We start from the raw sequence: 14,403 nt of genomic DNA, 5'->3' as shown, positions 1-14,403 counted from the left end.
ACCCTTATGGAGACGACTGCCGTCAAGCCGCAATTTTCTGAAGCCGCGCAGGCTGAAATCAAACGCTTACTTACCCATTATCCCGACGACCGTCGCAAGTCGGCGCTTCTGCCTGTGCTGCACATTGCGCAGGCCGAATTTGGTGGCTGGGTAAGCCCCGAAGTACAGGACCTGGTGGCCGAAACCCTCGGGTTGAAGCCAATTGAGGTGTATGAGGTTTCTTCCTTCTACACCATGTTCAACCTAAAGCCGGTAGGCAAGCACGTGCTGGAAATTTGCCGCACGGGTCCTTGCATGCTGCGCGGCTCCGATGAGCTGACCGCTCACTTGGAGCGCATCACCGGTGCTAAAGTAGGTGGTCCTGCTTCGGAGGATGGCCTCTTTACTTTGAAAGAAGTGGAGTGCTTGGCGGCTTGCGGCTTCGCTCCTATTGTGCAGGTACGCGAGAAGTACTACGAGCAGCTGGATACTCCCGAAGCGGTAGATGCCATGCTCACGGAGTTGCGCAACCAAGTGCACCGTCCCGCCCTGCCGTGGGAAGAAACTGGCCTACCAAACGCGCTGGCCAACAACTAACGTCTTTCAGCTCTGAACCTATGGGACGCAAACTGCTGACCGAACATATTAACGTTGAAGGCATTGAAACCTTTGAGGTATACCGCAAACACGGCGGTTACCGCTCGGTAGAGAAAGCCATCAAAACCATGACCCCCGACGAGGTAGTGGAAGAAGTGAAGAAGTCGGGCCTGCGGGGCCGCGGCGGCGCTGGCTTCCCCACCGGTATGAAGTGGAGCTTCCTGGCGAAGCCCGAAGGTGTGCCGCGCTACCTCGTATGCAACGCCGACGAATCGGAGCCCGGTACCTTTAAGGACCGCCAGCTGATGTCAAAGTTGCCCCACCTGCTCATCGAGGGCATGATTACGAGCTCATACGCGCTGGGCGCTAACACCTCGTACATCTACATCCGCGGCGAGTTGTTGTATGTGCTGCGCATCCTGGAAAAAGCCATTGCAGAGGCCTACGCCGCTGGCTTCCTCGGCAAAAACATTCTGGGCTCGGGCTACGACCTCGACCTGCATGTGCACCCCGGTGGTGGTGCCTATATCTGCGGTGAGGAAACGGCGCTGCTGGAGTCTCTGGAAGGCAAGCGTGGTAACCCCCGCAACAAGCCCCCGTTCCCCGCTGTGCAGGGCCTTTATGCCCGCCCCACTGTGGTAAACAACGTGGAGTCGATTGCAGCGGTGCCAGTAATCGTAAACGAGGGTGGCGACGAGTACGCCAAGATCGGCGTAGGTCGGAGCACGGGCACTAAGCTCTTCTCCGCCTGCGGCCACCTCAACAAGCCCGGCATCTACGAAATCGAGCTAGGCCTGCCCGTTGAAGAGTTCATCTACTCTGATGAGTACTGTGGTGGTATCTGGAAAGGCCGCAACCTAAAGGCAGTTGTGGCCGGTGGCTCCTCCGTGCCAATTCTGCCAACTGAGCTGATTCTGAAAACTGCTGCCGGTGAGAACCGCCTCATGACCTACGAGTCGCTGTCGGATGGTGGTTTCGTGACGGGTACGATGCTGGGCTCTGGTGGCTTCATTGCCATGGACGAGACTACCTGCATTGTGCGCAACACTTGGAACTTCTCGCGTTTCTACCACCATGAGTCGTGTGGGCAGTGCTCGCCTTGTCGTGAGGGTACGGGCTGGCTGGAGAAGGTGCTGCACCGCCTCGAGCACGGCCACGGTCACATGGAAGATATCGACCTGCTGGTGAGCGTGGCGAAGCAAATCGAAGGCAACACCATTTGCCCATTGGGCGAAGCGGCTGCCTGGCCGGTTGCCGCTGCCGTTCGTCACTTCCGCGACGAGTTTGAGTGGCACGTGACGCACGCTAAGCAAGCTGCTCAGCCGGGTGCCGTGTATCCTGGCGCGGCAGTACTGGCCTAGAGAACGTTATGCTGAGCTTGCCGAAGCATCTCTACCGCTTCGTTGCAATGCTAGATTTTACCCCCGGTAGAGATGCTTCGGCAAGCTCAGCATGACGTTCTTGTTATGCAGAACAGTCGAAATCCTAATGATTTCAACCAAGTAATGGCTAAAATAACCTTTGATGGCGTTGAGGTAGAAGTTCCGGACGGAACCACTATCCTGAATGCAGCCCGCCAGATTGGAGGCAGCATCGTTCCCCCGGCCATGTGCTACTACACGCCGCTGAAAGGCTCGGGTGGTAAGTGCCGCGCCTGCCTCGTGCGCGTAGCCGCTGGCTCTACCAAAGATCCGCGCCCGATGCCCAAGCTGGTAGCCTCGTGCGTAACGCCCGTGCAGGACGGCATGGTGGTCGAGAATACGACCTCAGAGCAGGTGCTGAACGTGCGCAAGGGCATCGTGGAAATGCTGCTCATCAATCACCCCCTGGACTGCCCCGTGTGCGACCAGGCCGGTGAGTGCGACCTGCAGAATTTTGCTTTCGAGCACGGCGTGTCTACCACTCGCTACCAGGAGGAGCGCCGCACCTTCGAGAAGATTGACATCGGACCGCTGATTCAGCTGCACATGACGCGTTGCATCCTGTGCTACCGCTGCGTGTACACCGCCGACCAGATTGTGAAAGGCGACCGGGTACACGGTGTACTGGGCCGCGGCGACGCCGCTGAAATCGGTACTTATATCGAGAACATCATTGATGATGACTTCTCTGGTAACGTGATTGACGTGTGCCCGGTAGGAGCTCTCACCGACAAAACCTTCCGCTTCAAGCAGCGCGTGTGGTTTACCAAGCCGGTGAATGCACACCGCGACTGCCCCAAGTGCTCCGGCAACGTGGTGCTCTGGTACAAAGGCAAAGACGTACTACGCGTAACCGCCCGTAAGGACGAGTACGGCGAGGTGAAAGAGTGGATCTGCAACGAGTGCCGCTTTGAGAAGAAGGAAACTTCTGACTGGACTATTGAGGGCCCAGCCCACATCGACCGTTCTTCGGTAATCTCGGCTAACCACTATGAGTTGCCCGTCCTGAACCAGTCGGTCATAGCGGACCTGCCCGAAAGCACCCAGCGTGAGCTGGAGAAGAATCCTCCTCTGAAACTAGGGTAATACCACTGAAATGATTGAACTACCCGCACTAGGCTGGCAATCCATTGTCATCTTCGTTGTATTCGCGGTTTCGCTGCTGATTGCAACGTACTGCACGTACGCTGAACGCGTAATTGCCGCGTTCCTGCAAGACCGCGTAGGCCCCGACCGTGCTGGCCCCTATGGCCTAGCCCAACCGCTGGCCGATGCTGTAAAGATGTTCACCAAAGAAGAGTTCTTCCCCGGTGGTGCTAACAAGGCACTGTTCGTCTTCGGCCCCTGCCTGGCCATGATTACTGCGCTGATGTCATCGGCGGTGATTCCGTTTGGCAACAACCTGGTTTTTGGCAATAATGCCTTCTTCCTGCAAGGCATCGAAGTAAACATCGGTATGCTGTGGATCTTCGGTGTGGTTTCGCTGGGGGTGTACGGTGTGATGATCGGTGGCTGGGCCTCCAACAATAAGTTCTCCCTGTTGGGTGCGGTGCGAGCTGCTTCACAGAACATCAGCTACGAACTGGCCATGGGTATGGCTCTGATTGCCGTGCTGATGATGTCGGGTACTCTGAGCCTGCGTGAAATCACGCTGCAGCAGTCGGTTGCCGGTGAGTGGCACTTCTGGAATATTGCCAAGCAGCCGCTGGGCTTCATCATCTTCCTGGTATGCGCTTTCGCCGAGACCAACCGTACCCCCTTTGACCTGCCCGAGTGCGAAACGGAGCTGGTAGGTGGCTACCACACCGAGTACTCCTCGATGAAGCTAGGCCTCTACCTGTTCTCAGAGTACGTAAACATCTTTGTGGTTTCGGCCGTGATGAGCGTGCTGTACTTTGGTGGCTTCAACTTCCCCTTCCAATATGAGCTGCGCGACTGGTTCGTGAACAGCCAGGGCTGGGAGTTGACTTCGGCTCAAAACCTGATTACCATTTTGGGTACTCTGGGCCTGTTCGCGAAGATCTTTGCCTTCATCTTCTTCTTCATGTGGATTCGTTGGACTCTCCCACGCTTCCGCTACGACCAATTGATGCGCCTGGGCTGGACTATCCTGATTCCGCTGGCCGTTGTCAACATCCTCATCACCGGCGGGCTCATCCTGTTCGGGGTGATTCAGTAACATCCACTACTTTGCTAGCTTCCGCAAGCGGAGGCTGGCAAAAGGACTATCTATATGCAACTCACCAACCGAGCCAAGAAACTAGAGAAAAAGCCGATGACGCTGGCTGAGCGGGCTTACCTGCCGGCCATCTTCCAGGGGCTTTCTATCACGATGCGGCACTTCTTCATGAAGAAGGCTACCATCCGTTATCCTGAAGAGACGCGGCCATTCTCGCCCGTATTTCGCGGTTTGCACGTGCTCAAGCGCGACGAGCAGGGCCGGGAGCGTTGCACCGCCTGTGGCCTGTGCGCCGTAGCCTGCCCCGCCGAAGCCATTACTATGGTAGCCGGTGAGCGTAAAAAAGGCGAAGAAGGCCTCTACCGCGAAGAAAAGTACGCCATCAGCTACGAGGTGAATATGCTCCGCTGCATCTTCTGTGGGCTCTGCGAAGAAGCCTGCCCGAAAGCTGCCGTGTACCTGCAGCCTGATAAAATGGCGCCGCCACGCTTTGAGCGCGACGAGTTCGTGTACGGCAAGGACCGCTTGGTTGAGCCAGTTTCTCCGGATCAGCGCTCCGTACGTGGTATTCAGCTAACGCCTGAGCAAGCTGATGCCCTGCGCAATAAGCTGGCTACTCAACCGGCTTAATATACACTGTCATTCCGACCGCCGGGAGGAATCTGAGTTACTGGCCTAGTGGCTCCCTCAGATTCCTCTCGGTGGTCGAAATGACAACTCTAACTACGTAGTATGTCTCCACTCTTCCTCTTTCTGTCGTTTGTGGCGCTGATCAGCGCGCTGGGCGTGGTATTCGCTAAAAACCCAGTACACAGCGTGCTGTTCCTGATTCTGACGTTCTTCTCGCTCTCGGGGCACTACCTGCTGCTGAACGCGCAGTTCCTGGCGGCCGTAAACATCATTGTTTATGCAGGAGCCATCATGGTACTGTTCCTGTTCGTGATTATGTTCCTGAACCTGAATGTAGACACGGAACCGCACAAGCCGGCTTTGGCTAAGATTGCGGCGGCAGTGGCCGGGGGCTCTTTGTTGCTGATTATGGTAGCCGCAATGCGTGATGTACGTCCTGCAGGCTACGATGCCACTACCTTCAACTCTCAGATCGGTATGGTAGATCAGCTGGGCCTGGTGCTTTACCGCCAATACCTGCTGCCTTTCGAGTTGGCCTCGGTTCTCTTCCTGGTGGCTATGGTGGGCGCCGTAATGCTGGGCAAGCGCGAAGTAGGAGAGCGGAATTTCTAATATACTGCTACACCCTTAGGTTTAAACCGGCCGCTGATTTCTCAGCGGCCGGTTTTGTTTTTTAGCTACGCCATATAACCCAACCAACCTCCTCTATAATTATCTAAGTAGCAGGTATCCAAGTGAACTTACTTTCCTGAAAAAATCAAATTTCTTCCTGCTATATACTTGCCGATTTATCAGAATTATCTAATAAAATTGCTGTAACAGCCGAGTGCTAAAAAGAGCGAATTCAGGCTGCTTTACTCACTCTTACAGCAAGTTGGTTCAGTGAAGAAGTTGCTGGTCTTTTTACTAGGCCTATTTGCCCTTCCGGCTTTAGCACAAACAGGAGTATCCACCCCAGAGCTTGCCCCCTGCGACGCCGTAGTGCAAAAATTCATGGAGCGCTGGACAATTCCGGGAGCTTCGGTGGCTATTGGCCGGCAGGGCAAGCTGGTGTATGCCCGGGGCTTTGGCTACGCCGATCTAAGCCAGTCGCAGCCTATGGAGCCCTCGAACTTGCTGCGAGTGGCCAGCGTCTCGAAGCCGGTGACTTCTATTGCCATTATGAAGCTGATGCAAGAAGGCCGGTTGGAGCTTCAACACAAGGTTTTCGGCCCTGAGGGCTACCTCAACGACGCCTACTACACCAGCGTCATCACCGACAAGCGCATTTACGATATCACGGTGCAGCAACTGTTGGAGCACTCTGCCGGCTGGAACCGCAATGCTGGCGTAGATGGCTTTGACAGCTCCGACCCCATTGATTTCCCCCTCCACGTGGCTCAGGTGATGCACGTGCCCAACCCCGTAGGCGACTCCACGCTGGTGCGCTATCTACTGAGCAAGGACCTGAATTTCAAGCCTGGCTCGCGCTTTTCCTACTCTAATATCGGGTACTTGGTGCTAGGCAAAATCATCCAGCAGATTACCGGGCAGCACTATGAGGCCTGGGTGCGGCAAAACGTGCTGGAGCCCAGTGGGGTGCTAGAAGCTCATCTAGGCCACAACTTACTGGCCGATAAGCTGGAGCGGGAAGCCGAATATTTCTGCGCCGCCACCAAGAAGTCGTGCTACGGTACGGGCAAGAAGGTGCCGTATGCTTACGGTGGCGCCAACCTGGAGGCTATGAACGCCCACGGTGGCTGGCTGTTCACGGCCCGCGACCTGGTGCGCCTGCTGATGGCCGTAGATGGCTCCCCCACCCGCCCCGATATCCTGCTGCCCGCTACCCTCGACACCATGACGGCGCCCTCGCAGGCCACCAAGCGCTACGCTAAGGGTTGGATGGTGAATAAGCACAACGTATGGTGGCACACGGGCTGCCTGAACGGCTCTACCAGCATCTTGGCCCGCAACTCCGAAGGTTACACCTGGGCCATTCTGCTGAACTCCTGCCCCAACACCAACCGCTTCTGGAATGATGTGGAGGCCCTGGGCTGGGAATGCATCAACAGCACGAGTACCTGGCCTACCCACGACCTGTTTCCAGCGGAAGAAAATGCCACCTCTCTGCGCTTAGTGGCGGCTACTACTGGCACTGCTAAGCTGAGTTGGATTAATGGTAACGGCACCCACCGGTTGGTACTGTTGCGCGAAGATCAGCCCGTTAATGCTTTCCCGAAGGACAGCCACACGTATGCCAGCGGCCAGATTTTTGGCCAGGGAGATGTGCTGGGCGCGGGGAACATGGTGGTTTCGGCGGGGCCGGATAGCACCGTAAACGTGAGTGGTCTACGGCCCGGCCACACGTATTATGCACGGGTAATAGAGTACAAACTGAGCGACGAAACCAGCCAGCAGCCAGTGTACACCCTGGAAGGCAACCCTATGCTGCAGTTCCGCACGGCTGCCCCTCTGCAAGTGGCAAAAGCAAAGCGCAGCCCCAAACTAGTAGCTAAAGGCCGGACCAGTAAAGTAGTGCAGAAACCCGCTTCGGCTAAGCCCCAGGTACCAGTGCCACTAGATCAGGCCGCTCATCCTGCATCACCTTTTCTCCACCTCCGCAGCTTGTTGAACTGGCACAAGGGATAATCTATCACACGGCTAGGCCACCCGCCGATACTGGGTATGTAATAACAAAACGCCCACCACTATTGGTGGGCGTTTTGTTGTGAGGGGGTTAGACCTGCGGCTGAGATTCTTCGGCCGTTTTGCGGCGCATCCATGGGGGGCCGGCGCAGGCACCCTGCATCTTCTGCCGAAACTTCTCTTGCTCCTCGGGCGTGAGGCTGGCCATGCGGGCCTCCACCTTGTTGCGCCAGGCGCGGCGGTGGCGGCTCCAGGCACCTGGGCGGCCGCCCCGGAAGCTTCCGAATAAAATGCGCGTGAGCACCAACAGGCCTAGCGTTTGCGGGAAGGTGATAAACGGGCCGTGGAAGAGGTCGGGCACTAGCCAGTTCCACAGCGTCATGGTGAGGTAACCGGCAGCCGCCACAAACAGGGCCGCAAAGAGAATAAACTTGAGGCCGCGCAGCAGCCAAAAAGAGCGGTTCATAAGAGAGGTACTAATGAGGTGGGACTGAGTAACTGACTACAGCATGCGGGGAATTAATAGGCACGGCCTGAGCCGTTGGCTATTCGCATCCGAACCTAGTCAGTGAAGAGCTCAGTGTAGAGAGTTTGCAGGCGCTTGCGCAGGTGCTGAACCGCGTAGTGCTTGCGGGAAATGAGAGTTTTGAGTGGGACGCCGGTTTCCTCTTCCATTTCGCGGAAGGTCTTTTCCTCCAGCTCGTGCCAGATAAACACCTCCCGCTGGGCTGCTGGTAGCTCTGCCAGGGCATCGGTGAGGGCTTCCATCAGCGTTTCGCGCAGCAGACGATTCTCCGGAGCATCGTCGGGGGCGGGCAGAATATCGGCCAGCAGCAAGGAGTTTTCCTCGTCGCCTTGGCCTGTCAATAGAAATTCATCTTCTAAGGAAGAGGTCTTTTTACGACGGTAGAGGTCGGTGATTTTGTTGCGAGCCACCCGAAACAGCCAGGCGGCGGCCTGCTCTACGGGCTTCAGGAGCCGGTAACTTTCCACAAGCTCCGCGAATACGTCCTGCAGTACATCCTCGGCCTCGGCCGGATCTGGAATGCGACGGCGAATGAACTGCAGCAGCCGGCCGCGCTGCGCGCGCACGGCCTCCTGAATCTGCTGATCCTGATAGCCTGCCGTCATAAGGTGCGGGGCGTCGAGTGTAAGAGGTAGCGTTTCCATTCTACGAGCGCAGACGGATCAGCCAGTAAATTACTTCATCTACACTCAACATTTTATTTGACGCTCCGTGGCGGAGTGGCCTAGGCCATGGCCGGGCAGACCGCACCTTTGATGTATGACTGCCCCGCTGGGTTACTGGCCTACCGCACGTAGCGAATCTTCGCCCATAGTGGCGTAAATGGCAATCGGATTTTAAGGTGGCGTTTTCCGATTTTCAGGATACCTTTGCCAGCTAATTAACGACAAGCTGAGCTTCAGTTCGCCGCTTTATTCCGCTGTCAGCCTCACCGCATGGACCAGAACATACCGCAGGTTATCCAAACGGTTCCTCTTCAATATTACGTCTTCTTCGCCACTGCCTTGTTTTCTATCGGTGTGGTGGGAGTTCTGACCCGACGTAATGCCATTATCATCTTTATGTGCGTGGAGCTGATGCTCAACGCTGTAAACATGCTGCTGACGGCCTTCTCGGCCTACCGCGCCGACCCCAACGGGCAAATCTTCGTGTTTTTCATCATGGCAGTAGCCGCCGCCGAAGTGGCCGTGGGCTTGGCCATTATCGTGATGATCTACCGAAACCTCCAGAATACCGACGTCAATCTGCTAAACCGACTGAAGTTCTAACCCCTCCCCAACCCCTCCTCTCGGGGAGAGGGGCTTATTTTATTGTTGCAACATCAGCTAGCATTGTTGCGATGCTAATCTAAGCCCCTCTCCCCGAGGAGACGGGTTGGGGTGAGGTTCACGCAGAATCTTATGCAAGAACAAGTAACGCAAGTAATTCCTGCAGCCGGCGCGCCGTACTCCACCCTGCTGTACGTGCTGATTCCGCTGCTGCCTTTCCTGGGTTTCCTGGTAAACGGCCTGCTGAACAAGCGGCTTTCCGGCACGGTAGCCGGTATCATTGGCAGCGCCACGGTGCTGGGCTCTTTCCTGATTTCGGCGATGTTGTTCGCCAACTTCAGCTACCCCTACACGGTCACGCTGTTCGACTGGATTTCGGTCGGCTCGATGCAGATTCCCTTCTCCTACCAAATCGACCAGCTCAGCCTGATTATGCTGCTGCTCGTGACGGGCGTGGGCTTCCTGATTCACGTGTACAGCATCGGCTACATGCACCACGATGAGAACGTGGGCAAGTTCTTCGCCTTCCTGAACCTCTTCGTGTTCTCGATGCTGGTGCTGGTGCTGGGCGCCAACTTCGTAATTCTGTTCATCGGCTGGGAAGGGGTAGGCCTCTGCTCCTACCTGCTCATCGGTTTCTGGAACAAGGAAACGCACAACAACAACGCTGCTAAGAAGGCCTTCATTATCAACCGCGTAGGTGACCTGGGCTTCCTGCTCGGCATCTTCCTGATTTATCTGACTTTCAACTCGGTACAATACGCCGAGGTATTCCAGAAGGCTTCGCTAGGCCAGTTCGGCACCTATGGTGTGGGTGTGGTGACGGTGATTACGCTGCTGCTTTTTGTGGGTGCTTCCGGCAAATCGGCGCAGATCCCGCTCTACACTTGGCTGCCCGACGCTATGGCTGGCCCTACCCCAGTTTCGGCCCTAATTCACGCCGCGACCATGGTAACGGCGGGTATCTACATGATTATCCGCGCCAACGTGCTGTTCACGCTGGCTCCTGAAACGCTCGAAGTTATTGCCGTTATCGGCGCGGCTACGGCGCTGTTTGCCGCCACCATCGGTCTGGCGCAGAACGATATCAAGAAGGTACTGGCCTACTCTACGGTTTCGCAGCTGGGCTACATGTTCCTGGCGCTGGGCGTGATGGGCTACAGCACCTCCCTGTTCCACGTCCTGACCCACGCCTTCTTCAAGGCCCTGATGTTCCTGGGCGCGGGTTCAGTGATTCACGCCATGAGCAACGAGCAGGACATCCGCCGTATGGGTGGCCTACGCAAGGCGCTGCCCATTACATTTATCACTTTCCTGATTGGCTGCCTAGCTATTTCGGGTATCCCGCCCTTTGCAGGCTTCTTCTCGAAAGACGAAATTCTGACCCACGTGTATGAGCACAGCAAAGTGCTGTACGCGGTAGGCCTGTTCACTGCCTTCCTGACGGCGTTCTACATGTTCCGTCTGCTGTTCCTCACCTTCTTCGGCGAGTTCCGCGGCACCGAGGAGCAGAAGCACCACCTCCACGAGTCGCCGGCTTCTATGACGCTGCCGCTTATCGTGCTGGCCATTCTGGCCGCCGTGGGTGGTTTCATGGGTGCTCCCATGTTCCTGGGCAAACACTACCTCGCCGACTACCTCGCGCCGCTCTTCACCTACTCCCGTCAACTCAATCCCGAGGCATTTGCCGGCGAGGTTGACCACGGCACCGAGCTGATGTTGATTGGCCTATCGGTAGGTGCTGGCCTGCTGGGCATCATCCTGGCCTACGTGCAGTACGTGAGCCGTGGCGCCCGCCCCGCCGAGGACGAAGCCCAGCGCTCTGCCCCTGAGAACGTGGTGTACCACAAGTACTACATCGACGAGCTGTACAATTCCCTGTTCGTGCGCCCCATCATGGGTCTCTCGAAAGGCCTGTACCGCTTTGTGGAGAATGGCATCATTGATCCGGTAGTGAATGGCCTGGGCCGCATCACGATGGGCGGCGGACAGCTGCTGCGCTACGTGCAAACCGGCTCCGTAGAAACCTACCTCATCCTGATGGTAGTGGGCATCGTGCTGGTGCTGGCGCTGAACTACGTGAAATTCTAAACTTCCTCTGACGGCCGGACCGGACGCTTTTCGCCGGCTTCATCCGCATCCAGATAACGTATGCTGACTGTTATCCTCCTACTTTGGCCCGTGGCGGCCGCCCTGCTGCTGCACTTCTTTAAAGGCGGCGCTGCCCGGGTGGCGGCGTTTGGCGCGGCGCTGGTCGAATTTGTGCTGGCGGTTTACGCGGCCCTGACCTTCAACGTAAACCACAGTGGGCAATTCTCCTTTAACCACGAGTGGATTGCCTCTGCCGGCATCAACTTCCATGTGGGCATGGATGGCCTCAGCCTGTTGCTGGTGCTGCTGACGACGTTCTTGGTGCCAATCATTCTGCTGGCCTCCTACCGTCGCAACATCGAGAACGAGTCGGTGTTTTACGCGCTAGTGCTGTTCATGGAGACTGGCCTGGTGGGTGTGTTCACGGCCCAGGATGCCTTCCTGTTCTACTTCATGTGGGAAGTAGCCCTGATTCCGATCTACTTCCTGGCTGGTGTGTGGGGCGGTGAGAACCGCGCGAAGGTTACGTTCAAGTTCTTCCTGTACACCATCGTTGGCTCGCTGTTTATGCTAGCTGGCTTCGTGTACCTCTACTTCCAGACCGGCCCCGCCGCCAGTGGCCTAGCCGCTCACAACTCTGATATTGCCTCGTTCTACAACCTGAACCTGAGCGTGCAGGAGCAGTCGTGGTTGTTCTGGCTGATTTTCGCGGCCTTTGCCGTGAAGATGCCCATCTTCCCCTTCCACACCTGGCAGCCCGATACCTATACCGAGTCGCCAGCCCCGGCAACTATGCTGCTCTCGGGCATCATGCTGAAAATGGGTATCTACGGGTGCATGCGCTGGCTGCTGCCGGTGGTGCCCTCGGGCGTAAGCCAGTGGCAGAACCTGGTGCTCATCCTCGCCATCATCGGTATTATCTACGGCGCTATCATTGCCATCCGTCAGCAGGATGTGAAGCGCCTGATTGCGTACTCTTCCCTCTCGCACGTCGGCCTGATGGCTGCGGGCGTGTTCTCGCTCACGCAGATAGGCCTACAGGGCGCCAGCATTCAGATGCTGGCTCACGGCATCAACGTGGTGGGCATGTTCTTCATTGCTGATGCCATTGAGCGCCGCACCGGTACCCGCGCCATTGCCAACCTGGGTGGCCTAACGCGCCAGGCGCCCGTCCTGACGGTGTGCTTCCTGGTGTTGCTGCTGGGTACGGTAGCATTGCCGCTTACCAACGGCTTCGTGGGTGAGTTCCTGCTGCTGGCCGGCGTGTATGAGTACAACGCCTGGATGGGTGCCGTGGCTGGCGTTACCATCATTCTGGCAGCCGTGTACCTGCTTCGCATGTTCCAGCGCGTGATGCTCGGCCCCGACTCTTCTTTCACGGCGACTTTTACTGACCTGACCGGCGCAGAGCTGGCCGTGCTAGCTCCGCTCATCGTGCTAGTTTTCTGGATTGGCTTGTTCCCGAATATGTTCCTGCACCTGTCGGAAGGCAGCGTGATGAACATTCTGAACGAGGTGGTAAAACGCTAAAACAGCTGGTAGAGCAAGGCTTTTGCCACGCGCTCCATTGAGACCATATGAATTCAATCATCCTGCTATCTGTTCTCGGCCTCGGCAACCTGTTCCTCGGGTTCCTGCGCTCCAACCGGCTGCTGCTGCCCGCCGCCATGCTTATGCTGGCGCTGGTGTTCGGCATCAACCTGATCGACTGGAATGAGGGCGCTCAGCCCTTTTTCAACGACATGCTGGTCATTGATAACTTCTCGGTGGCCTTCACCGGTGTTGTCGTCCTGACTACCTTCCTGCTCCTGCCCTTCTCGCAGAAGTACGTGCGTGACGGTCAAGCCAACCTGGCCGAGTACTACTCCTTACTGCTGTTCTCACTGGTAGGCGCCGTGATGATGGTGGCCTACAACCACCTGCTCATGCTGTTCGTGGGCATCGAGACCCTCAGCATTGCCATGTACGTGCTGGCCGGCTCCGATAAGCGCAACCTGCGCTCCAACGAAGCCGCCCTGAAGTACTTCCTGATGGGTTCGTTCACCACGGGCATTCTGCTGTTCGGCATTGCGCTGGTATACGGTGCCACGGGCACGTTCCAGCTCTCCCAGATCAGCTTCGCAGTTCAGAACCCCATCAACGATTCTCTGCAGCCCATGCTCTACATCGGCATGCTGCTGATGCTGGTGGGAATGGGCTTTAAAGTATCGGCGGCGCCGTTCCACTTCTGGACGCCCGACGTGTACGAAGGCACACCTACGTTCTTTGCGGCCTTCATGAGCACGGTGGTGAAAGCCGCTGGTTTCGCGGCTTTCCTGAAGCTGATGGTACAGGTATTCCCCGCGGCTTCGGCTCAGGGCGTGTGGCTGCCCACGCTCACTGCCATGTGTGCTCTCACACTGCTCATCGGCAACGTGGGCGCGGTGGCACAAACCAGCGTGAAGCGTATGCTCGCCTACTCCAGCGTTTCGCACGCCGGCTACCTGCTGATAGGCCTGGTGGCCTTTAATGGCCAGCTGGAAGGTGCTTCCGCCAACGGTATCTTCTTCTATTCCCTGGCCTATTCCGTAGCTACGGTAGCAGCCTTCGGGGTGCTGAAGCTGGTAGCCGATCAGCGCCAGCGCGAGGATTACAACGGTCTGAATGGCCTAGCCAAAACTAACCCATTGCTGGCCTTCGTGATGACGGTGGCTATGCTGTCGTTGGCCGGTATTCCGCTCACGGGCGGCTTCTTCGGTAAGTTCTTTATCTTCTCGGCGGCGGTAGAGAATGGCTACATCGGCCTCGTGGTGTTTGCCGTAGTGATGTCGATGGTGAGCATCTACTACTACCTGCGTCCCATCATTGCCATGTACATGCGCAACACAGACGTTACGACGGATGAGCCGATTCACGTAACCTCATTCCAGTCGGCAGCGCTGTTTTTGCTGGCTTTGCTAACGATGGTGCTGGGGGTTCTGCCCGGCTTGTTAAGCGGCATTCTGTAGGCCACTACTTCACCTTAGCTTACTGAAAAGGAGCGACCCTCAGGTCGCTCCTTTTCAATTTATATAATACCGGTTAACGAAGACCAACGTGGCGAAACTC

The 14,403-nt window shown here is 56.8% G+C and carries 13 protein-coding genes; 11 read left to right on the top strand and 2 right to left on the bottom strand.

Annotated features, from left to right (window positions below):
- The first annotated feature begins 6 nt into the window (after nucleotides 1–6).
- From HMJ29_RS10245 to HMJ29_RS10215, 7 genes are all read left to right on the top strand, one after another.
- The gene (locus HMJ29_RS10245) at nucleotides 7–576 is read left to right on the top strand and encodes an NADH-quinone oxidoreductase subunit NuoE family protein (protein WP_171591388.1); all 570 of its coding nucleotides are present in this window, start codon (nucleotides 7–9) and stop codon (nucleotides 574–576) included.
- A gap of 20 nt (nucleotides 577–596) precedes the next feature.
- Nucleotides 597–1,937 carry an NADH-quinone oxidoreductase subunit NuoF gene (nuoF, locus tag HMJ29_RS10240; protein ID WP_171591387.1) on the top strand — a complete coding sequence of 447 codons (1,341 nt, stop codon included), beginning with the start codon at nucleotides 597–599 and terminating at the stop codon, nucleotides 1,935–1,937.
- Between the two features lie 144 nt (nucleotides 1,938–2,081).
- Nucleotides 2,082–3,083: an NADH-quinone oxidoreductase subunit G gene (locus HMJ29_RS10235; protein WP_171591386.1), complete on the top strand. Its 1,002-nt coding sequence runs from the start codon at nucleotides 2,082–2,084 to the stop codon at nucleotides 3,081–3,083.
- Between the two features lie 10 nt (nucleotides 3,084–3,093).
- Nucleotides 3,094–4,176, top strand: a complete 1,083-nt coding sequence (nuoH, locus tag HMJ29_RS10230; RefSeq protein WP_171591384.1) for an NADH-quinone oxidoreductase subunit NuoH — start codon at nucleotides 3,094–3,096, stop codon at nucleotides 4,174–4,176.
- 54 nt (nucleotides 4,177–4,230) lie between these two features.
- The gene (locus HMJ29_RS10225) at nucleotides 4,231–4,806 is read left to right on the top strand and encodes a NuoI/complex I 23 kDa subunit family protein (RefSeq protein WP_171591383.1); all 576 of its coding nucleotides are present in this window, start codon (nucleotides 4,231–4,233) and stop codon (nucleotides 4,804–4,806) included.
- A 102-nt stretch (nucleotides 4,807–4,908) separates the two neighbouring features.
- Nucleotides 4,909–5,418, top strand: coding sequence for an NADH-quinone oxidoreductase subunit J family protein (locus HMJ29_RS10220; RefSeq protein WP_171591382.1), 510 nt, complete (start codon nucleotides 4,909–4,911; stop codon nucleotides 5,416–5,418).
- A 381-nt stretch (nucleotides 5,419–5,799) separates the two neighbouring features.
- The gene (locus HMJ29_RS10215) at nucleotides 5,800–7,434 is read left to right on the top strand and encodes a serine hydrolase domain-containing protein (protein ID WP_171591381.1); all 1,635 of its coding nucleotides are present in this window, start codon (nucleotides 5,800–5,802) and stop codon (nucleotides 7,432–7,434) included.
- Nucleotides 7,435–7,522: 88 nt separating this feature from the next.
- Here the strand turns inward: HMJ29_RS10215 and HMJ29_RS10210 are convergent, their stop codons facing one another.
- Together HMJ29_RS10210 and HMJ29_RS10205 are read right to left on the bottom strand one after the other, a co-directional pair.
- The gene (locus HMJ29_RS10210; protein WP_171591380.1) at nucleotides 7,523–7,897 is read right to left on the bottom strand and encodes a hypothetical protein; all 375 of its coding nucleotides are present in this window, start codon (nucleotides 7,895–7,897) and stop codon (nucleotides 7,523–7,525) included.
- Nucleotides 7,898–7,992: 95 nt separating this feature from the next.
- Nucleotides 7,993–8,601 (bottom strand): RNA polymerase sigma factor, encoded by a 609-nt coding sequence (locus HMJ29_RS10205; protein ID WP_244678679.1) that lies wholly within the window; start codon nucleotides 8,599–8,601, stop codon nucleotides 7,993–7,995.
- Between the two features lie 291 nt (nucleotides 8,602–8,892).
- On the opposite strand from HMJ29_RS10205, the gene nuoK reads away from it, so the two are divergent.
- From nuoK to HMJ29_RS10185, 4 genes are all read left to right on the top strand, one after another.
- Entirely contained in the window at nucleotides 8,893–9,225 is a 333-nt protein-coding gene (gene nuoK / locus HMJ29_RS10200) for an NADH-quinone oxidoreductase subunit NuoK (RefSeq protein WP_171591379.1), read from the top strand.
- Between the two features lie 132 nt (nucleotides 9,226–9,357).
- Nucleotides 9,358–11,316: an NADH-quinone oxidoreductase subunit L gene (gene nuoL / locus HMJ29_RS10195; RefSeq protein ID WP_171591378.1), complete on the top strand. Its 1,959-nt coding sequence runs from the start codon at nucleotides 9,358–9,360 to the stop codon at nucleotides 11,314–11,316.
- Between the two features lie 60 nt (nucleotides 11,317–11,376).
- Nucleotides 11,377–12,846, top strand: a complete 1,470-nt coding sequence (locus HMJ29_RS10190; RefSeq protein ID WP_171591377.1) for a complex I subunit 4 family protein — start codon at nucleotides 11,377–11,379, stop codon at nucleotides 12,844–12,846.
- A 47-nt stretch (nucleotides 12,847–12,893) separates the two neighbouring features.
- Nucleotides 12,894–14,303, top strand: a complete 1,410-nt coding sequence (locus HMJ29_RS10185; RefSeq protein WP_171591375.1) for an NADH-quinone oxidoreductase subunit N — start codon at nucleotides 12,894–12,896, stop codon at nucleotides 14,301–14,303.
- Nucleotides 14,304–14,403: the final 100 nt, after the last annotated feature.

It is taken from the genome of Hymenobacter taeanensis (assembly GCF_013137895.1).
Taxonomy (GTDB): Bacteria; Bacteroidota; Bacteroidia; order Cytophagales; family Hymenobacteraceae; genus Hymenobacter; species Hymenobacter taeanensis.
Note: the sequence above shows the minus strand (reverse complement) of the source record. Positions and strands in the feature narration are given on the sequence as shown.